Raw genomic sequence first — 18210 nt, 5'->3', positions numbered from 1 at the left:
ATGACATCGCAATTCGTGATGGAGAGTCGAAACCCGACATGACCGCCACCATCCGCCTCACCATGGCCCAGGCGCTGACGCGCTATCTCAGCCGCCAGATGACCGAGATCGACGGGGAGCGCCTGCCGATTGTCGGTGGCGTCTGGGCGATCTTCGGCCATGGGAATGTCGCCGGGATCGGCGAGGCGCTCTGGCAGGAGCGCGAGCACCTGCCGACCTTCCGCGCCCATAACGAGCAAGCCATGGCCCATGCCGCCATCGCCTATGCCAAGACGAACATGCGCCGCCGCTTCATGGCCGCGACGACCTCGATCGGCCCAGGCGCCACCAACCTCGTCACCGCGGCCGCGCTCGCCCATGTCAACCGCCTGCCGGTGCTGCTGCTGCCGGGCGACGTCTTCGCCAACCGCATCCCCGACCCCGTCCTCCAGCAGGTTGAGCATTCCAGCGACGGCACGATCTCGGCCAATGACTGCTTCCGGCCGGTCTCGCGCTATTTCGACCGCATCACCCGGCCCGAGCAGATCATCCCCGCGCTCCAGCGCGCCATGCAGGTGCTGACCGACCCCGCTGAATGCGGCCCCGTCACGCTCGCGCTCTGCCAGGACGTCCAGGCGGAGGCCTATGATTACCCGGAGAGCTTCTTCGAAGAGCGTCTCTGGACGCCGCGCCGCCCGCGGCCCGACCGGGCCGAACTCGCAGCCGCAGCCGCAGCACTGAAGGCCGCGAAGAAGCCGCTGATCGTGGCCGGCGGCGGCGTGCTCTATTCCGTCGCCAGCGACGAGCTCGCCCGCTTTGCGATGCAGACCGGCATCCCCGTCTGCGAGACGCAGGGCGGCAAGTCCGCCCTGCCCGACGACGCCGCACTCAACATGGCCGCCGTCGGCGTCACCGGCACGGGCGCCGCCAACCGCCTCGCCGCGGAGGCCGACCTGATCCTCGCGGTGGGCACGCGGTTGCAGGATTTCACCACCGGCTCCTGGGCACTCTTCGCCGCCGGCAAGAGCGTGATCGGCCTCAACGTCCAGGCGTTCGATGCCGGCAAGCACCGCGCCTTGCCGCTGGTGGCGGACGCCCGCGAGGGCCTCGCCGAACTGCGCGACGCGCTCGGTGGCTGGATGGCCCCTGAAAGCTGGACCAGCGACGCGAAGGCCGGCAAGGCGGCGTGGCGGAAGGAGGCGCAGGCCGCCACAGCCGCGACCAACGTGGCGCTGCCCTCGGACGCGCAGGTCATCGGCGCCGTCCAGCGCAGCCTCGGCTCGGAGGTCATCCTGCTGCATGCGGCCGGCGGGCTGCCCGGCGAATTGCACAAGCTTTGGCAGGCGGGCTCGCCCGGCTCCTACCATGCCGAATACGGCTTCTCCTGCATGGGCTACGAGATCGCCGGCGGGCTCGGCGCCAAGATGGCGCGGCCCGAGCGCGAGGTCGTCGTCATGGTCGGCGATGGCTCCTATCTGATGATGAACTCCGAGATCGCGACCTCGGTGATGCTCGGCCTCAGGCTCACCATCGTGCTGCTCGACAACCGCGGCTTCGGCTGCATCAACCGTCTCCAGAACGCGACCGGCAGCGCCTCCTTCAACAACCTGCTGAAGGACGCCCGGCACGAGACCCTGCCCGAGATCGACTTCGTCCAGCACGCCGCCAGCCTCGGCGCGATCGCCGTGAAAGCCGCCTCGATCGCCGAGTTGGAAGTCGCTCTGACACAGGCGAAAACCAACACCCGCACCACGGTCATCGTCATCGACACCGACCCGCTGGTCTCGACCGGCGCCGGCGGCGCCTGGTGGGACGTGGCGGTTCCGGAGGTCAGCGAACGCGCCGAAGTCCGCGCCGCGCGGGCGCAGTACGACATCAAACGGCAGCACCAGCGTGTCGGGAATTAAGCGCGGGGAACCCCTCTCCTGTAAGGAGAGGGGCAGGGGTGAGGTGCTGGCCCCTGGACCAGTTAATCTCGTCCTGACAGCGGCTGCCGTCAGGTCACAGCCACGGTGTCCAACGGCCGACCCCTCACCCTGCCCTCTCCCTACGGGAGAGGGTTCCCCGCGCCCGATCCCATCAACCTGAGCCTGAAGACCCTCGAGGACGCACACATGATCCGCATCGGCGCAAACCCCATCGGCTGGTCGAATGACGACATGCTGGAGATCGGCGGCGACATCCCGCTCGAGACCTGCCTGAGCGAGGCCCGCACGGCCGGCTTCACCGGCATGGAGCTCGGCAACAAGTTCCCGCGCACCGCCGCCGCGCTGAAGCCGATCCTCGACGCCCATGGCCAAGCACTCGTCTCGGGCTGGTACTCGACGGAGCTTTTGATCCGCGACGTCGCCGCCGAGATGGCGGCCGTGAAGGCCCATGCCACCCTGCTGCGCGACATGGGCTGCACCGTGCTGATCGCGGCCGAGACCTCGAACGCCATCCATTCCGACATGGCCAGGCCGCTCTCCGCCCGCCCCGTGCTGGCGAAGGAGGGCTGGGCGCCGTTCGGCGCGCGCTACACGAACTTCGCCGAGGGCCTGAAAGCCGAATACGGCCTCCAGCTCGTCTATCACCACCATATGGGCACGGTGGTGCAGACCGAATCCGAGATCGACCGCTTCATGGCCGTCACTGGCGACGCCGTCGGGCTCCTGCTCGACACCGGCCACGCCACCTGGGGCGGCGGAGATCCCGCCCGCATCGCCCGGCACTGGAAGCCCCGCATCCACCATGTCCACTGCAAGGACATCCGCGACGCCGTGATGTGGCAGTCCAACAGGGAGGACTGGTCCTTCCTGCAGTCGGTGCTCGCCGGCGTCTACACCGTGCCGGGCGACGGGCTGATCGACTATGTCCGCGTGCTCAAGGAACTGCAGGGCTATGCCGGCTGGATCGTCGTCGAGGCCGAGCAGGACCCGAAGAAGGCGGAGCCCGCGGCTTATGCGAAGCTCGGCCACGCCAATCTCAGCCGCTTCATCACGGAAGCGGGGCTGGGCTGACGACAGCGTCATTCTCGGGCGAAGCGAAGCGCAGACCCGAGAATCTCTTGCAGGAGATGCTCGGGTCGAGCCCGAGCATGACGAACCCGGATAGGAGCAACCCATGTCCCACCTCAAGATCCGCCCCTCCGGCCGCCAAGGGCTCGTGACCCGCGTCACGCCGCAGAGCGCCGGCTGGACCTATGTCGGCTTCGAGCTGCACCGGCTCAAGGCCGGCGAGAGCGTGTCAGCGGCGACGGGGGATCGCGAGGCCTGCCTCGTCTTCGTTACGGGCAAGGGCGAGGTTACGGCCGGCGGGCAGGAGCTCGGCACCCTAGGCCAGCGCATGTCGCCCTTCGAGGGCAAGCCCTGGTCGGTCTATGTCCCGCAAGGATCAAGCTGGTCGGTGACGGCGACCACGGATCTGGAGCTGGCGGTCTGCACCGCGCCCGGCCTGGGCGGCGGCCTGCCGGTGCGGGTGATCGCGCCCGACGATCTCGGCCAGGAGGTCCGCGGCATGGGCTCCAACACCCGCCACGTCACCAACATCCTCCCCGAGGGCGAGCCGGCGGATTCGCTCCTCGTCGTCGAGGTGATCACTCCCGCCGGCAACACCTCGAGCTACCCGCCCCACAAGCACGACCAGGACGACCTGCCGCGCGAAAGCTATCTGGAGGAGACCTACTACCACCGGCTGAACCCGCCGCAGGGCTTCGGCTTCCAGCGCGTCTACACGCACGACCGCAGCCTCGACGAAGCCATGGCGATCGAGGATGGCGACGTTGTGCTGGTGCCCAGGGGCTACCATCCCTGCGCCACCTGCCACGGCTATGACCTGTATTATCTCAACGTCATGGCCGGCCCGAAGCGGACCTGGAAATTCCACAACGCCACCGAGCATGAGTGGCTGACGAAGCTGTGAGCCCAACAGGGTGATGCGTCATCCTGGGCGGCCGAAGGCCGACCGGGATCCATCATAGGGCAGGCCGATGCCCTATGATGGATCCCGGCCTGCGCGGCTGCGCCGCTGGTCCAGGATGACGGCCTGAGGCCAGACGGTCCGTGACGCCCCCTCACGCCCCGCATTTGTAGACCGTCCCAGTCGTCGACGGACCCTTCCACTTGATGTCGGCGACGCTGCTGAGGACATGGGTGCCGCCCATGTCGGCACCTCGCGTCTTGAGCCGCGCCAGCGCGGCATCGCGCGCCTTGTCGAGGATCAGCACGGCATGCAGCTCCGAGGCGCCGTCGATCTCGCCGAGCTTCGTGCAGGGCTCGACCACGCTCTTGTTGTCCGTCAGCACGACGACGTTCGAGCGCGCGGTCGGAATCGCGCAGGCGCCGAGCAGGACGGGCAGAACAAGGGCCGGCAGCAGCGGGAGACGGGGCATGAAGGCTGTCCTTGGGCGGTGGCGAAACATCGGGCGCCATGATCCGCCGCTTTGCCGCAATTTCAAGGCCGGATCGACCGCCTCAGCGCACGGTCGGCCCGCCGAGATGCAGCACGGCCTCCAGCAGCGTGCGGGCGTAGTCGGTCTGCGGCGCGGCAAACAGCGCCAGGCTCTCGCCCTGCTCGACGATGGCGCCGTTCTGCATCACCACGGTGCGCTCGCACATCATCCGGACGACGTTGAGGTCGTGGCTGACGAAGAGCAGCGCCAGATCGTCCTCGCGCCGCAAGCGGTCGAGCAGCTGCAGGATCACCGCCTGGACGGAAACGTCGAGCGCCGCCGTCGGCTCGTCGAGGATCAGGAGCCGCGGCCGGCAGGCAATGGCGCGCGCGATCCCGACACGCGCCTTCTGGCCGCCCGAGAGCTGGTGCGGGAAGCGCTCCAGCAATTCGCTCGGCAGCCCGGCGCGCTCGGCGCATTCGCTGACGCGGGCGGTGAGCGCGGCCCCGTCCTTCATGTTCAGGAGCCGCCGCAGCGGATGGGCGATGCAGTCGAAGGCGTTGAAGCGCGGGTTGAGGCTGTCGGTCGGGTCCTGGAAGACGATCTGGATGTCCTTGCGCAGCGGCGAGCGGTGGAAGTCGCGCGCCGGCAGCGTGCCGATCGCCTGGCCGTCGAACAGGATCTCGCCCTCGCTGGCGTCGATCAGCCGGCAGACGAGCCGCGAGATGGTGCTCTTGCCCGAGCCGGATTCGCCGACGAGGCCGAGGCTCTCACCGGCCCGGATCGCGAAGGAGACGTCGTTCACCGCGACCACGCCGCGGTCGTAGCGCTTCACGAGGTTCTGGACTTCGAGCAGCAGCGGCGTGCCCGGCGCGGGCTTGGCCTTCCCCGAGCCCTCATCCTGAGGAGAAGCCGCAGGCTTCGTCTCGAAGGATGAACCAGGAGGCTCCGAGACCACTGAACCATCCTTCGAGACGGCCGCTGGCGCGGCCTCCTCAGGATGAGGGGTGTGGGAGACGGCAGACGGCGCCAAGGCCTCCGGCGCCAGATCCGCGATCGTCGAGGTCGCGGTCGGCGAGGCGGCGACGAGGCGCTTGGTGTAGGGGTGCTGCGGCGCGCTGAACAGCGACAGCGGCTGCGCCTCCTCCACCACCTGGCCCTGCTCCATCACGCAGACGCGCTGGCAGTAGCGCGAGGCGAGGCCGAGATCATGCGTGATCAGGATCATCGCCATGCCGCGCTCGGCGGTGATCTTCGCCAGCAGGTCCATCACCGTCTTCTGCGTGGTGACGTCGAGCCCCGTCGTCGGCTCGTCGGCGATCAGCAGCTTGGGCGCGCAGGCGATGGCCATCGCAATCATGATGCGCTGGCACATGCCGCCCGAGAGCTCGTGCGGATAGGCGTCGAGCCGCTTCTCGGGCTCGCGGATCAGCACGGCCTTGAGCAGCTCGAGCGCGCGCGCCCGGCCCTCAGCCGAAGAGATCGGCTCATGGGCCATGATCGCGTCTGCGATCTGCTGGCCGACCGTGCGGATCGGGTTCAGCGCGCCGCGCGGGTTCTGGAAGATCATCGAGATCGCCGCGCCATGCAGGCGGCGCAGCTGCTTCGAGGAGGCGCTGGTGATGTCCTCGCCCGCAAAACGGATGCGGCCCTGGCTGACCCGGCCCGAGGCATCGAGCAGCCGCGTCACCGCAAACGCCGTCACCGATTTGCCCGAGCCGCTCTCGCCGACGACGCCGAGCGTCTCGCCCGCCGCGACCGAGAAGGACACGCCACGCACGGCCTCGACCAGCCCGCGCCGCGTCGAGAAGGTGACGTGCAGGTCTTCGATGGCGAGAAGGGGGGCGTCTTGTGAAGCGTTCACGGTCAAAACTCTGACGCCAAACCAAAGCGCGCCGTCATCCCGGACGCAGCGAAGCGGAGCTCCGGGATCCATCGTAGAGCGCGGTGGCCTCCGATGGATTCCGGATCGGCGCCGCTAACGCGGCTTGTCCGGAATGACGGAGAGTGTTCGAGCGAAAACACCATGCGCTTCACGTCCGCATCCGCGGGTCGAGGATGTCGCGCAGGCCGTCGCCGAGCAGGTTGAAGCACAAGACCGTCAGCATCAGCGCGAGCCCCGGGAAGGCCACGAGCCACCATTTTCCGGTCGAGATGAAGCGCGCGCCCTCCGCGACCATGATGCCCCATTCCGGCGTCGGCGCGGAGACGCCGAGCCCGATGAAGGAGAGCCCAGCCGCATTCAGGATCGCCCAGCCGAGATTGAGCGAGACCTGCACAGCCATCGCCGGCAGCACGTTGGGCAGCAGGAAGCGCAGCACGACGGAGACATGGCTGTCGCCGCTCGCACGCGCCGCCTCGACCCAGCCGGCATTGCGGCGGACATTCACCTCGGCCCGCGCGAAGCGGATGTAGAAGGGCAGGTTGATGATCGCGGTCGCGATGACGATGTTCTCGACCCGGTTGCCGAGCGCGGCGACCATCGCCATCGCCAGCACGAACAGCGGGAAGGCCATCAGCACGTCGACGAAGCGCCCGACATAGCGGTCGAGCCGCCCGCCGGTATAGCCGCAGAGCGCCCCCACCACCGCGCCGAGCACGAAGGACAGGCTCACCGCCGAAGCCGCGATGGCGAGATCGAGCCGCGCCGCCACGATCAGCCGGCTGAACACGTCACGGCCGAGCTGGTCGGTTCCGGCCCAGTATTTGGCGCTCGGCGGCTTCAGCGCATTGGCTACATCCGACGCGATCGGGTCGAAGGGCACGATCCAGGGGCCGATCACGGCGAGCACGCAGAGGATGAAGGCACCGGCGGCAGCGACGGCCGTGACCGGGTTGCCGCGCAGGATCCAGACGGTATGGCGGAGCGTGGAGGAGGTCACGGGTTGGCTCCTCCCCTGCCACAGCCGCGACGCGCCCTCTCCCCCCTGGTGGGGGAGAGTTGGAGAGGGGGGGCGTGCCGCTTGGCGAGCGATTGGAAAGGGCACTGCATTGGCATCACGCTTTGAAACGACGCACCACGTGCCCCGGCTTTCCGCCCCCCACCCCTGACCCCTCCCCACCAGGGGGAGGGGAACGCGCGCAGTGTTTCCGCAGCCCTCATTCCACCGACACCCTGGGATCGGCGATGCCGTAGAGCACGTCCACGGTCAGGTTCACCACGACGAAGATCGAGGCCATCAGCAGGACGAAGCCCTGCACCGGCGCATAGTCGGAGGAGAGCAGCGCATCGAGCGCATAGGAGGCGACGCCGGGCCAGGAGAACACCTTCTCGACCAGCACGTTGGCGCCGAGCATGGTCGAGAACACGATACCGGCGATGGTCAGCACCGGTAATAGCGCGTTCCGGAGCGCGTAGGTGACGATGACCTTCGCCGGCGGCAGGCCGAGCGAGCGCGCGGTGCGGACGAAATCACTGCCGAGCGAGGCCAGCATCGCCGCCCGCGTGATCCGCGCCAGCGGCGCCACCACGAACAGTGCCATGGTGAAGGCCGGCAGCACGAGCTGGGAGGCCGCCGCGCGCCAGCCCTCCCAGTCGCCGGCGAGTGCGAAGTCGATCAGCAGGAAGCCGGTCAGGCGCGGCGGCAGCGAGGTAAAGATGTCGACGCGGCCCGTCGGATCGGGTGCGAGCCCAAGAAGGTAGTAAAAGGCATAGATCAGCAGCAGGCCGGAGACGAAGGTCGGCACGCAGACGCCAAGCGCGCAGATGAAGCGCACGACATGGTCGATCCAGGAGCCCTGCCGCAGCGCCGCCGCGACGCCGAGCGGGATCGCGGTCAAAAGCGCGATCAGCAGCGCCGAGAAGGTCAGCTCCAGCGAGGCCGGCAGCCGCGATTGCAGATCCGCCAGCACCGGCTGCCCGGTGGTCAGCGACCGCCCGAGATTGCCCGAACCGATATCGCCGAGATAGCGCAGCAGCTGCTCGGGCACCGGCTTGTCGAGGCCCATCTGCTTGCGGATCATCTCGATCTCCTCCTTGCCCGCGGTGGGGCCCGAGGCGAAGAACACCGCCGGATCGCCCGGCAGCACCCGCATCAGCAGGAAGGTGAATACCAGCACGCCAAACAGCGCCGGCAGCGACGAGGCGAAGCGCCAGCCGGCCCGTTTGGCTGTGGTGGAGAGTTGCGACATGGGTTCTCGCTCGCCTGGCTAACCCCTGCAGCGTCATCCTGGCCAAGCCGCAAAGCGGCGCGGGCCGGGATCCATCCGAGGGCACTGTCGTGCTTTACGATGGATCCCGGGACTTCGCTGACGCGAAGCCCAGGATGTCGTCGTAGGTTGTCGAGCCACTCAGGCCGATATCACTTCCGGCTCAGATCCCGGAAGTCGATCTGACGATGGAACTGGTAGACATAGCCTTCGACGGAAGGCGCCATCACCGCGTCCTGCGAGGGCTGCCAGAGCGGGATCTGCGGCATCAGCTCGAAATGCCGCGTGTTGAGCTGCTTGCCCAGCGCCGCATATTTGGCCGCATCCGGCTCGAAACGGGCCGTCTGAGCCCATTCCGTGATCTGCGGATCGTTGATCGAGGAGTAGTTCCAGCGGATCGGGCCGATGTAGAAGTTGCGGTAGAAGTAATCCATCGAGGGCAGCCAGGCGACGATGCCCTCGGTGAAGAACGGCACCTTCTTCTCGTTGATCAGCGTCGACATCTGCGCGTCCGGCAGCTTCTGGATGTCGACCTTGATGCCGATCTTGGCGAGCAATTCCTTGAGCAGCGCCGCCATCGGCTCGGCCGTGCCGGCCTGGCCGACATTGAAGGAGAAGGTCGTCGAGAACCCGTCGGGGAAGCCGGCTGCGGTCAGGAGCTTCTTGGCCTCGACGAGGTCGGTCTTCACCGGCTGCGGGATCGGGAAGGTCGCGCCCGTCGGAGCCTTTCCGTCCGCCCAGGTCGCGCCATAGAGCGGCGCGCCACGGCCGAACAGCGCCGCCTTGAACATGTCCTCATAGGGCAGCGCGGCGGCGATCGCCTTGCGCACCTCGATCTTGTCGAAGGGCGGGATCTGGTTGTTGAACGAGACGAAGGTGATGGCGTTGTACTGCGGGGTCGAGATGACCTTGAGCTTGCCCTTCTTCTCGAGATCGGCGGCATCCGTCGCCTGCAGGTCGATGGCGATGTCGGCATCGCCCTTCTCGACGAGGTTGGCGCGGGTCGCGGCCTCGGGGATCGTCTGGGTGATGATGCGCTTGAAGGCCGCGGGCTTGTCGGCCGAGCCGCGGTTCCAGTCCGGGTTGCGGCGCAGGATCGTAGTCTCGCCCGGCTTGAAGCTCTCGATGATGTAGGCGCCCGAGCCCGCGGTATTCTCCTTCAGCCAAGCCAGCGCCCAGGGGTCTTCGGCGGTGGCCTTCGACTTGGCGAGCTTGGAGTTGAAGATCACCGGATAGACCACGGCGAGGTTGGCCAGAGCCAGCTTGTCGGGCTTGGGCAGCGTCACCTCGAAGGTGTGGGCGTCGATGACCTTGAACTGGTCGGGGCTGGTCAGCGAGCCCGTCAGGAGCTGGCCCTTGCCGAGCACATTGGCGGTCACCGCGCGATCGAGCGACCATTTCACGTCATCGGCCGTCACCGGCGCACCGTCGTGGAACTTGGCGTCCTTGCGCAGCTTGAAGGTGATCTTCAGCCCGTCGGGACTGACCGTGTAGCTCTCGGCCAGCTCCGGCTTGAAGGTGTCGAGGTCGAAGACCCATTTGCCGTCGAGCTGCTTCTTCCCGAAGGAGAGCAGGCGGTCATAGGTCAGGAGCGAGAGGCCGAAGGCCTCGCGCGTCGAGCCCGGAATGTTGGGGTCGAGCGTGTTGATCGCGGCGCCGGTGACGTGGCGCAGCGTCTCGGCGCGCGTCTGCGCCAGAGCCGGCAGCGCCGTCGACGTCAACAGTGCCGCCGCGAGGCAGGCGGTCCGCAGCATGCTCATGATGATCCCCTCTTTTTTGTGGTTCGATCGACAGGTTGGTTCCGAACGGAACAGGATGCAAGCCCGGTGCCATGCAGGCCCGTCTCACCCGCCCCGCGCCGGGGAGCGCAGCACCGCCTGCGGCACGTCATAGGCCTGGAACTCCTCCCAGAGCGTCCCGACATCGGCCCGGAATAGCCCGCGCGTCAGCCCCGACACCAGCTTCGGCACCGCGGTGGTCATGGCGTTGATCGAGGAGCCGGACGCGCCGAAGCTCATCGTCGAAGCGATGCTGAACAGATGGATGTCGGCGATCCAGGGCGTCGCGCCGGGCACCCGCTCGCTCAGTGCATAATCGTCGCCGAGATAGGGAAAGCGCGCCAGCCGCTCGTCCCGCTCGGCCGGCGGCGGCGTGTAGCGGTCGCCCCAGGAGGCGGTGTTGCCGGCAAAGCGCGCGAGCTCCGGCCGGGCCGCGAGGTCGATCTCGATGCCCGACGCGCAGATCACGAAATCCGCCGTGACGGAGCCGCACGGCGTCGCCAGCTCGACCCCGCCCGGACCGTCGATGGCGCTGATGACGGGCGATCCCAGATGCAGCCGGAAGGCGTCGTGAACCGCGCAGCGGTCATAGGTCGCCTGCGGAAACCCCTCGCGCAGACCCAGCACCGCGCTCATGAAGCGCCAGCGCCAGGCGTCGTCGAGATCGCCGAGATGGCGCAGGAAGCCCCGGAAGGTCAGCCAGCGATAGGGCTGCACCACCTGGATCTCCTTGCGCCGGCAGAGCAGATGCACCGCCGCGGCCCCGGCTTCGAGTGCGGTGGCGGCATTGTCGAAGGCCGAGGCGCCGGCGCCGATCACCGCCACGCGCTTTCCCGCCAGCGCCGTAAAGTCGATGGCTTGCGCGCAATGCGCCCGGCGCTGCGCCGGCAGCGCCGCGATCGGCGCCGGCAGGCTCCAGTCGCCCATGCTCTCCTGGCCGGTGGCGAGCACGACCTTGCGCGCGTAGAGCCGGCTCTCGACGCCCCGGCTCCTGACCGTGACTGCCAGCAGGCCCGAATCCGGCGCGATGTCGACGACCTCGGCCTCGCTGCGCACCGGCAGGCCGGTGACATGCCGGAACCAGTCGAGATAATCCGCCCAGTGCCCCTTCGGGATCAGGGCAAGCTCGTCCCAGCTGTCGGCGCCGAACTTCGCCTCGTGCCAGGACTGGTAGGTCAGGCAGGGCATGTCGAGGTCGGGGCCGGTGAAGTCCTTCGGGCTGCGCAGCGTGTGCATGCGCGCATAGGTCCGCCAGGGCCCCTCCTGCCCCGCCGGGGCCTTGTCCAGCACCAGGATGTTGTCGACGCGCGAGCGCAGCAGCCCGAAGGCCGTGGCGAGGCCTGACTGTCCGCCGCCAACGATGATCACGTCATGGGCCGGCTGGCCGTCGGGGCCGGTCACCGGCTTTAGCCAGGGCGCACGCGGATGGGCAGTGCGGGCGAGATCGGCCGCCACGCGGCTTTCGAGCAGGGAGAGACCGTCATGTTTCATGGCGTCCCCCGATGCAGCGTTCATGCCGTCCATCGCGCCCTCCTTCGCCGGCTTCAGGCCGCCAGCCAGCCGCCATCGACGACCATGGTGGTGCCGGTGCTGAAGGATGAGGCATCGCTGGCGAGATAGAGGGCGGCCTGCGCGACCTCCTCCGCCCGGCCGAAGCGCTTCATCGCATGGCGGCTGCGCGAGGCCTCCCGCACCGGCTCCGGATCGGCATGCCGGGCGAAGCTGCGCCGCAGCATCGGCGTGTCGATGGCGCCCGGCGCGATCGCGTTCACGCGGATGCCGTCGGCTGCATAATCCAGCGCCATCGTCCGCGTCAGCGAGAGGATCGCGCCCTTGGCCGCGATGTAGGCGCTGTTGCCGCGCCCGCCGGCGAGCGCGAGCTGCGAGGCGAAGGTGACGATCGCCCCGCAGCCGCGGGCCTGCATCAGCGGGATCGCGGCGCGCGCGAACAGGAAGGTGCCGCCGACATTGGCGCGGAACACGGCGTCCCAGTCTTCCGGCGCCGTCGTCGTCACCGTGCCGCCGCAGGAGAAACCCGCCGCCGTCACCAGCACGTCGAGGCCGCCGAAGCGCGCGGCGCAGGCCGCGACGGCCGCCTCCGCGAAACCGGGAGCGCCGACATCGCCGCACTGGATGATCGCCGCGCCACCCGCCGCCGCGATCTGCGCCTGCGTCCCGGTGAGCCCGGCCTCGTCGCGGTCGACCAGTGCGAGCTGCGCGCCCTCGGTGGCGAACAGAAGCGCGATCGCCTGGCCGATGCCCGAGCCCGCGCCCGTCACCAGTGCCGTCTTGCCGGCGAGTTTCATCGTCCCGTCTCCATGGTCCGTCCTTGGGTGTGCCACCAGGCGGCGAGCCGGTCGGCCGAATCCAGCCCCTCCGTCTGCGCCACCCAGCCGAGATCCTGCGCGATCCGGGTCACCGCCATCGGCGCACGGTCGGAGGGGCCGTGGAAGTCGATCGTCGCCGCCTCGCCCGGCTCCGCCAGCCGACAGACGAAACCAGGAAAGGCCTGCGCCAGCCGCTGGCTCCAATCGAGCAGCGTGAAGCGCTTGCCCGTCGAGACATTGTAGACGCCGTGGCCCAGCTTCTCGGCCGCCGCCACCGCCAGCACGGCGTCCGCCACATCGGGCGCGTAGATCCAGTCGCGCAGGCCCGGCCGCGGCAGGATCGCCGGCTGCCCCGCCACGGCCGCCGCCAGGACCTGGCAATGCGGGCTCAGCGTGTCGCGCACGCCCGTCGCATGCTCCCAGGGGCCGAAGACGCCGCTCAGCCGCAGGCTGACGACGTCGAGCCCCCAGAGATCGCCGAGCCGCGCGCCGACGCGCTCGCTCGCCCATTTGGTGATGGCGTAGAGCCCGACCGGGTCGCCCGGCGACGCCTCGTCGAGTTCGGGCAGGCGCTCGCCGGCCGACCCATAGGCGGCCGCCGAGCTCAGATTGACGACCCGGCGCACGCCCGCCGCCCGCGCCGCGGCCAGGATGGGCACCTGTGCCAAGAGATTGACCTTCAACGTCGTCGCCGGATCGGCCGCGTCGCGCTCGCGCCCCGCGGTGATCGCCGCGCCGTTGACGACGAGATCCGTCCCCGCCGACACCGCCCAAGCCACGGCGGCCTCGTCGGTGACGTCGCCCGCGAGCGCCGTGAAGCGGCCCGGCAGGCCGGCGAAGGCGTCGACGGCCGCCGCCGGAATCGGCGAGCGGTCGAAGGCGGCGACCTCGTGCCCGGCCCGCAGCAAGGCCTCCGCGATGTTGAGGCCGACGAAGCCGGCGCCGCCGAAGATCAGGGTTCTCACGGTGGGCCTCACGCAGCGGGACAGGCTCCGCCGAAGGCGGAACAGGACAGGCGGGTTCGCGCCTCGGTTCCGTCATCGGACAGCCGGGAACGTCATGAGCTAAGGCCACCGCCGGGACCGCCGCAAGCCCGTATCCTGCGGGGGTGCCTGCGGATTCGGCACGTCCCGGCGCATTGCAAGGCATCGCCTCTTGGGCTAGGCGTCCCCGCATCACCCTTCGGCCCCGTCCCCGCACTGGCCTTGCGCGTCCTCGCAAGGTGTGGCGCGCCATCGCCCCGCGGCGCCGACATGACCATCGCTTGAGAGGAGCCTGCCATGGCCCGGAAGAAATCGAAGCCGCTCGAGGCCGAGTTCGTGATGTTCGACGTCGTTTATGTCGATGGCTCGCGCCGCTCCAACCGTCGGGTGCCCACGGAACTGCTCGGCGGGCTCGACGGCGACGAGCCTGCCCGCGACGCCATCATGGAGCAGGACCGGATCATCGCCGAGAAGTCCGGCATGCCGCCGCTCGAGATCGCGAGCCTGACGCGCTCGGGCAAGCCGGTTGAGAAGCCGGCACGCAAGGCCGGCTGAGCCGCCCATCGCCTTCGGCCGGGATTACGAGGCGCCGCCGCGGCGCGCGGCCGAAGTGTTGCCGGATGTGTCGCTGTTTGTCTTGACCTTCCGGAGGTCCTGCATTTTAGTCCGGTGAGCCTTTGGGAGGCTGCAAAAAGGGACAAGAAATGCGTACCATTCTGATTGTCGGAGCTATGGCGGCCGTGCTCGCCGGCTGCCAGACGGCGCAGGAATCGCTTGCCGACGCCGAGATCACCTGCGAATCGCAGGGCTTCCGCCCCGGCACCCGCGCCTATCAGCAGTGCCGCTCCGCCAATTACGTGGAGAACCGCCGCGCCTCGAACGAAGCCGGCAGCGCGGTTGCGGCCGGCGTCGCAGCTGGCGTCGTCGGTGGCGCGATCGCGGCTTCGGCCAATCATGGCTATTACGGGCGTGGCTATTACCGTCGTGGCTATTACGGCGGCGGCTGGTGGTGAGCCTCGGCGCCTCCCGGTTCGGGAGCGCGTAGGGTTAGCCGACGAAAAAAGCCCTGCCGCAGCAATGCGGCAGGGCTTCTTGTTGGGCCGAGCCGGACCGGCCGCTCAGCGCTTGGCGGTGCGGCGGCGGGCTGACGCGCTGTCGCTGGCCGTGGCAGAGGCGATCAGCGAGCCGATGACATAGACGGCGATGCCGACGCCGATCATCGCCGCGATCGGCTCGCGCTCGGCGCGATGGGCGATCGCGCGACTGCCGTAATCGGCATAGTCACGCGCCTGGGAGGCATAGTCGCGGGCCTGTTCGCGCGCGCTGCCACTCTGGCTGCGCAGCCACTTTTCGCCGCTCTTCAGCACACCCTCGCCGGTATCGGCGGCCTCGCTGCCATAGCCCTGCAGCATCCGGCTCCAGCGTCCGTAATCAGGCTGATAGCGCTCGTAGCGCGACGTCGACTGGCCCCGCATCGCCGCCCAGGCGATCAGGCCGACGCTGAGCGCGCCGAGACCGAAGGCCGCAAGCGGGTGACGCTCCACGGCATCGCGCACCGCCTCGCCACCCTCGCGGGCCATCTCCATCGGGTCCGCGTCCGTCAGAGCGTCCTTGGCGCGGTAGTAGCCGTCGCGAACGGTCTCGGTCGCCTTGTCGGCGAGATCGGCGGCCTTGGCACGGACGGTGCCGGCAGCGCCCTCGACGTCTTCGCGAGCCTCGTCGATGTCCTTTGGAACGTCCGGCGGAAAGCTGTTCATGGTCGCCATGGCGAAATCTCCATCATGCGGTTGGGCACAGGGCACGGTGCGGACGCGGTCGCCCGCCATGCGTCGTGAGCTGTTGCGGACAGAACGGGCCATCGCCGACAGAGTTCCCCTGCCTATCGAGAAAGCTCGCCGCGGTCGGCAGCGGAGGCCCACCGATACACTTTGGGCGGGCTTGCGGCGGCAGCGGCCATGACGAGGCCGCGATTCACTGCGACAAGCGCGCTTCATTCCTTGCGAAGAAAGGAGACGCTCATGGAAATCCAGCACCTCCTGATCAGGCACCCCGGCGTGCTGTCCGATCCCGAGTGGATCGCCCTCGAGAGCATCTGCGAGGAGACCTCTCGCTTCGTCTTCGACGATTCGATGCTTTACCTGCTCGAGGACCGAGGCCTCGTCGAGACCACCGGCCCCCGCTGGCGTGTCACGGCGAACGGCCAGCGCCGCCTCAGAGAGCGCAGCGGCTGAGGCCGGGCGAACGGACGAAGGAGAGGCCGGCCGCATCGCGCGCCGGCCTTTTTCAGGCGCACATGGCGGGATCTGGCACCCCGGCGCGGGGTTGCGTCTGGAAATCGCCGCCCGCCATGCCCATTCTCCGGCCAAAGCCGATCGCTCCAGACAGAGACCCGCATGGCCAAGCCCGTCAGCATCACCGTCTCCCACGATCTGGGCCGTGAAGGTGCCGTGGCACGCCTGCGCGACGGCCTGGATCGCATCCGCGACCGCCTCGGCATGGTGAAGATGCAGCTCGTCGAGGAGCGCTGGGAGGGCGACAGCCTGCATTTCGGCGTCGCCGCCCTCGGCTACACCGTGCGCGGCCGCCTCGACGTCGAGCAGGCGCTCGTGCGCGTCGAGGTGATGCTGCCCTGGGTGCTCGCCATGTTCGCCGAGAAGCTGAAGATCGGCGTCGAGAAGCAGGGCCAGATCCTGCTGGAGAAGCCGCGCGCCTGAGAAAGACCGGCGCGAAACCTGCGCGAAGCTGACCGCCGCGCCCGCCGTTTCCCGAGATGAGGGTCTGCGCGGTTGAAATCCCGGGGGCCAGCCGGCATGGTCACCCCTCGCCCCGCTTCGCCCCTTTCGCCGTCTGACCGACCGGGAGCCCCATGCATCACGGCCCGCTGATCGCCATTCTCGTTGCGGGCCTTGGCCTGGCTTTCGTCTTCGGCGCGCTCGCCCAGAAACTGCGCATCTCGCCTCTGGTCGGCTATCTCGTCGCCGGCGTCGCGGTCGGCCCTTTCACGCCGGGCTTCGTCGCCGACCAGAACCTCGCCAACGAGCTCGCCGAAATCGGCGTCATCCTGCTGATGTTCGGCGTCGGCCTGCATTTCTCGCTGAAGGACCTGCTCTCCGTGAAGGCGATCGCCGTGCCCGGCGCCATCGTCCAGATCGGCACCGCGACGCTGCTCGGCATGGGGCTTGGCCTGCTGATGGGCTGGGGCTGGGTCGCGGGCGTCGTCTTCGGCCTGGCACTCTCCGTGGCGAGCACGGTCGTGCTGCTGCGGGCCCTGCAGGAGCGCCGCCTCGTCCAGAGCGAGAAGGGCAAGATCGCCGTCGGCTGGCTGATCGTGGAAGACCTCGCCATGGTGCTGGCGCTGGTCATGATCCCCGCTGTCGCCGACGCCGTCCGGGGTGCCCAGCCCGGCGTCCCCTCCCCGCTGTCGGGCCAGTTCGATCTCGGCCTCTGGGGCGTGCTCGGCTTCACCCTGATGAAGGTCGTCGCCTTCATCGCCTTCATGCTCGTCGTCGGCCGGCGCGTCATTCCCTGGATCCTGCACTGGGTCGCCCATACCGGCTCGCGCGAGCTGTTCCGCCTCGCCGTGCTGGCGGTGGCGCTCGGCGTCGCCTTCATCGCCGCCAGCCTGTTCGGCGTCTCCTTCGCGCTCGGCGCCTTCTTCGCCGGCATGATCCTGAGCGAATCGCCGCTCAGCCAGCGCGCGGCGGAAGAGTCGCTGCCGCTGCGCGATGCCTTCGCGGTGCTCTTCTTCGTCTCCGTCGGCATGCTGTTCGACCCCGCGATCCTGTTGCGGGCGCCCGGCCCGCTGCTGGCGACGCTGGCGATCATCCTCGTCGGCAAGTCGCTCGCCGCCTGGCTGATCGTGCGCGCCTTCGGCAAGTCGAACGGCGTGGCCCTGACGATCTCGGCCTCGCTGGCGCAGATCGGCGAGTTCTCCTTCATCCTCGCCGGGCTCGGTGTCTCGCTCGCGCTGCTGCCGCCGCAGGGGCGCGACCTCATCCTGGCCGGCGCGATCCTCTCGATCCTGCTGAACCCCGTCCTGTTCGCGCTGGTCGACCGTTTCGCCGGCGACGCCGCGGGCAAGGCCAAGCCTGCGGCGAAGCCGGCTGCGGCCGGAGACGTCGCCGCACCCGAACCGGCTGCGGAGCCGACACCCGATCTCGACATCACCCCCACCACGCTTTCCGACCACATGGTCGTCGTCGGCTATGGCCGCGTCGGTGCGCTGCTCGGCGCCGGGCTGAAAGCGCGCGGCGAGAAGGTGCTGGTGATCGAGGAAAAAAGCGATGCCGTCGCCACCGCACGCCGCGACGGCGCCGAGCTGCTGCTCGGCAACGCCGCCGATCCGGCGGTACTGGCGGCCGCCGGTCTCGACCGGGCGCGGCGCCTCTTCGTCGCCATTCCACAGAGCTTCGAGGCGGGGCAGGTCTGCGAGCAGGCCAGGCGCGACAACCCGGCCCTGCCGATCGTCGCCCGCGCCCATTCGGACGCCGAGGTCGCGCATCTGACCCGCTGCGGCGCCACCCTGACGATCATGGGCGAGGCCGAGATCGCCCGCGCCATGCTGGCGCTGTGTGGGGCCCCGGAAACGCCGCCGTCGGAGGGTGAACCGCAGCCGGCGGCGTGAC

17 protein-coding genes are annotated in these 18210 nt (G+C 69.0%); 8 read left to right on the top strand and 9 right to left on the bottom strand.

The window, feature by feature from the left end; translation table 11 throughout:
• Window positions 1-38 precede the first annotated feature (38 nt).
• The 3 genes from iolD (at window position 39) to iolB (ending at window position 3879) form a co-directional block, all read left to right on the top strand.
• Complete coding sequence (gene iolD / locus SJY11_RS07415; protein WP_376985967.1) at window positions 39-1886, top strand: 3D-(3,5/4)-trihydroxycyclohexane-1,2-dione acylhydrolase (decyclizing); 1848 nt, start codon at window positions 39-41, stop codon at window positions 1884-1886.
• Window positions 1887-2093: 207 nt separating this feature from the next.
• The gene (gene iolE, locus SJY11_RS07410) at window positions 2094-2978 is read left to right on the top strand and encodes a myo-inosose-2 dehydratase (RefSeq protein WP_376985966.1); all 885 of its coding nucleotides are present in this window, start codon (window positions 2094-2096) and stop codon (window positions 2976-2978) included.
• A gap of 103 nt (window positions 2979-3081) precedes the next feature.
• The gene (gene iolB, locus SJY11_RS07405; protein WP_376985965.1) at window positions 3082-3879 is read left to right on the top strand and encodes a 5-deoxy-glucuronate isomerase; all 798 of its coding nucleotides are present in this window, start codon (window positions 3082-3084) and stop codon (window positions 3877-3879) included.
• 151 nt (window positions 3880-4030) lie between these two features.
• Here iolB and SJY11_RS07400 read toward each other — a convergent pair whose 3' ends face one another.
• From SJY11_RS07400 to SJY11_RS07365, 8 genes are all read right to left on the bottom strand, one after another.
• Window positions 4031-4348, bottom strand: coding sequence for a hypothetical protein (locus tag SJY11_RS07400; protein ID WP_376985964.1), 318 nt, complete (start codon window positions 4346-4348; stop codon window positions 4031-4033).
• A gap of 82 nt (window positions 4349-4430) precedes the next feature.
• Window positions 4431-6212: a dipeptide ABC transporter ATP-binding protein gene (locus SJY11_RS07395; RefSeq protein ID WP_465247434.1), complete on the bottom strand. Its 1782-nt coding sequence runs from the start codon at window positions 6210-6212 to the stop codon at window positions 4431-4433.
• Window positions 6213-6381: 169 nt separating this feature from the next.
• Window positions 6382-7230, bottom strand: a complete 849-nt coding sequence (locus tag SJY11_RS07390; protein WP_376985962.1) for an ABC transporter permease — start codon at window positions 7228-7230, stop codon at window positions 6382-6384.
• A 217-nt stretch (window positions 7231-7447) separates the two neighbouring features.
• Complete coding sequence (locus tag SJY11_RS07385) at window positions 7448-8479, bottom strand: ABC transporter permease (RefSeq protein ID WP_376985961.1); 1032 nt, start codon at window positions 8477-8479, stop codon at window positions 7448-7450.
• Window positions 8480-8649: 170 nt separating this feature from the next.
• Window positions 8650-10257, bottom strand: coding sequence for an ABC transporter substrate-binding protein (locus SJY11_RS07380; RefSeq protein ID WP_376985960.1), 1608 nt, complete (start codon window positions 10255-10257; stop codon window positions 8650-8652).
• Between the two features lie 84 nt (window positions 10258-10341).
• On the bottom strand, window positions 10342-11790 hold the full coding sequence (locus SJY11_RS07375) for an FAD-dependent oxidoreductase (RefSeq protein WP_376985959.1): 1449 nt from the start codon (window positions 11788-11790) through the stop codon (window positions 10342-10344).
• A gap of 29 nt (window positions 11791-11819) precedes the next feature.
• The gene (locus tag SJY11_RS07370) at window positions 11820-12581 is read right to left on the bottom strand and encodes an SDR family oxidoreductase (protein WP_376985958.1); all 762 of its coding nucleotides are present in this window, start codon (window positions 12579-12581) and stop codon (window positions 11820-11822) included.
• Entirely contained in the window at window positions 12578-13567 is a 990-nt protein-coding gene (locus tag SJY11_RS07365; protein WP_376985957.1) for an NAD-dependent epimerase/dehydratase family protein, read from the bottom strand. The genes SJY11_RS07370 and SJY11_RS07365 overlap by 4 nt, the downstream gene beginning before the upstream one ends.
• 315 nt (window positions 13568-13882) lie before the next feature.
• Here SJY11_RS07365 and SJY11_RS07360 point away from each other — a divergent pair, with 315 nt between their 5' ends.
• Together SJY11_RS07360 and SJY11_RS07355 are read left to right on the top strand one after the other, a co-directional pair.
• Window positions 13883-14140: a hypothetical protein gene (locus SJY11_RS07360; RefSeq protein WP_192643951.1), complete on the top strand. Its 258-nt coding sequence runs from the start codon at window positions 13883-13885 to the stop codon at window positions 14138-14140.
• Window positions 14141-14289: 149 nt separating this feature from the next.
• Window positions 14290-14598, top strand: a complete 309-nt coding sequence (locus SJY11_RS07355) for a hypothetical protein (RefSeq protein WP_376985956.1) — start codon at window positions 14290-14292, stop codon at window positions 14596-14598.
• A gap of 105 nt (window positions 14599-14703) precedes the next feature.
• On the opposite strand, the gene SJY11_RS07350 is transcribed toward SJY11_RS07355, so the two are convergent.
• The gene (locus SJY11_RS07350) at window positions 14704-15351 is read right to left on the bottom strand and encodes a hypothetical protein (RefSeq protein ID WP_376985955.1); all 648 of its coding nucleotides are present in this window, start codon (window positions 15349-15351) and stop codon (window positions 14704-14706) included.
• Between the two features lie 252 nt (window positions 15352-15603).
• Here SJY11_RS07350 and SJY11_RS07345 point away from each other — a divergent pair, with 252 nt between their 5' ends.
• The 3 genes from SJY11_RS07345 (at window position 15604) to ybaL (ending at window position 18209) form a co-directional block, all read left to right on the top strand.
• Entirely contained in the window at window positions 15604-15816 is a 213-nt protein-coding gene (locus tag SJY11_RS07345; protein WP_376985954.1) for a hypothetical protein, read from the top strand.
• A 162-nt stretch (window positions 15817-15978) separates the two neighbouring features.
• The gene (locus tag SJY11_RS07340; protein ID WP_376985953.1) at window positions 15979-16299 is read left to right on the top strand and encodes a polyhydroxyalkanoic acid system family protein; all 321 of its coding nucleotides are present in this window, start codon (window positions 15979-15981) and stop codon (window positions 16297-16299) included.
• 152 nt (window positions 16300-16451) lie between these two features.
• A complete protein-coding gene (gene ybaL / locus SJY11_RS07335; protein ID WP_376985952.1) occupies window positions 16452-18209 on the top strand; it encodes a YbaL family putative K(+) efflux transporter in 1758 nt (585 codons plus the stop codon).
• The last annotated feature ends 1 nt before the right edge of the window (window position 18210 follow it).

This window comes from Allobosea sp. R86505, assembly GCF_042466375.1.
Taxonomy (GTDB): Bacteria; Pseudomonadota; Alphaproteobacteria; order Rhizobiales; family Beijerinckiaceae; genus Allobosea.
Note: the sequence above shows the minus strand (reverse complement) of the source record. Positions and strands in the feature narration are given on the sequence as shown.

Bases quoted from the DNA above. Each gene is read 5' to 3' on its own strand.
- SJY11_RS07400 (WP_376985964.1), bottom strand. From the start codon at position 4,348: ATGCCCCGTCTCCCGCTGCTGCCGGCCCTTGTTCTGCCCGTCCTGCTC.
- SJY11_RS07350 (WP_376985955.1), bottom strand. From the start codon at position 15,351: ATGGCGACCATGAACAGCTTTCCGCCGGACGTTCCAAAGGACATCGAC.
- SJY11_RS07375 (WP_376985959.1), bottom strand. From the start codon at position 11,790: ATGAACGCTGCATCGGGGGACGCCATGAAACATGACGGTCTCTCCCTG.
- iolE (WP_376985966.1), top strand. From the start codon at position 2,094: ATGATCCGCATCGGCGCAAACCCCATCGGCTGGTCGAATGACGACATG.
- SJY11_RS07360 (WP_192643951.1), top strand. From the start codon at position 13,883: ATGGCCCGGAAGAAATCGAAGCCGCTCGAGGCCGAGTTCGTGATGTTC.
- SJY11_RS07370 (WP_376985958.1), bottom strand. From the start codon at position 12,581: ATGAAACTCGCCGGCAAGACGGCACTGGTGACGGGCGCGGGCTCGGGC.
- SJY11_RS07340 (WP_376985953.1), top strand. From the start codon at position 15,979: ATGGCCAAGCCCGTCAGCATCACCGTCTCCCACGATCTGGGCCGTGAA.
- SJY11_RS07385 (WP_376985961.1), bottom strand. From the start codon at position 8,479: ATGTCGCAACTCTCCACCACAGCCAAACGGGCCGGCTGGCGCTTCGCC.
- iolD (WP_376985967.1), top strand. From the start codon at position 39: ATGACCGCCACCATCCGCCTCACCATGGCCCAGGCGCTGACGCGCTAT.
- SJY11_RS07380 (WP_376985960.1), bottom strand. From the start codon at position 10,257: ATGAGCATGCTGCGGACCGCCTGCCTCGCGGCGGCACTGTTGACGTCG.
- iolB (WP_376985965.1), top strand. From the start codon at position 3,082: ATGTCCCACCTCAAGATCCGCCCCTCCGGCCGCCAAGGGCTCGTGACC.
- ybaL (WP_376985952.1), top strand. From the start codon at position 16,452: ATGCATCACGGCCCGCTGATCGCCATTCTCGTTGCGGGCCTTGGCCTG.
- SJY11_RS07345 (WP_376985954.1), top strand. From the start codon at position 15,604: ATGGAAATCCAGCACCTCCTGATCAGGCACCCCGGCGTGCTGTCCGAT.
- SJY11_RS07355 (WP_376985956.1), top strand. From the start codon at position 14,290: ATGCGTACCATTCTGATTGTCGGAGCTATGGCGGCCGTGCTCGCCGGC.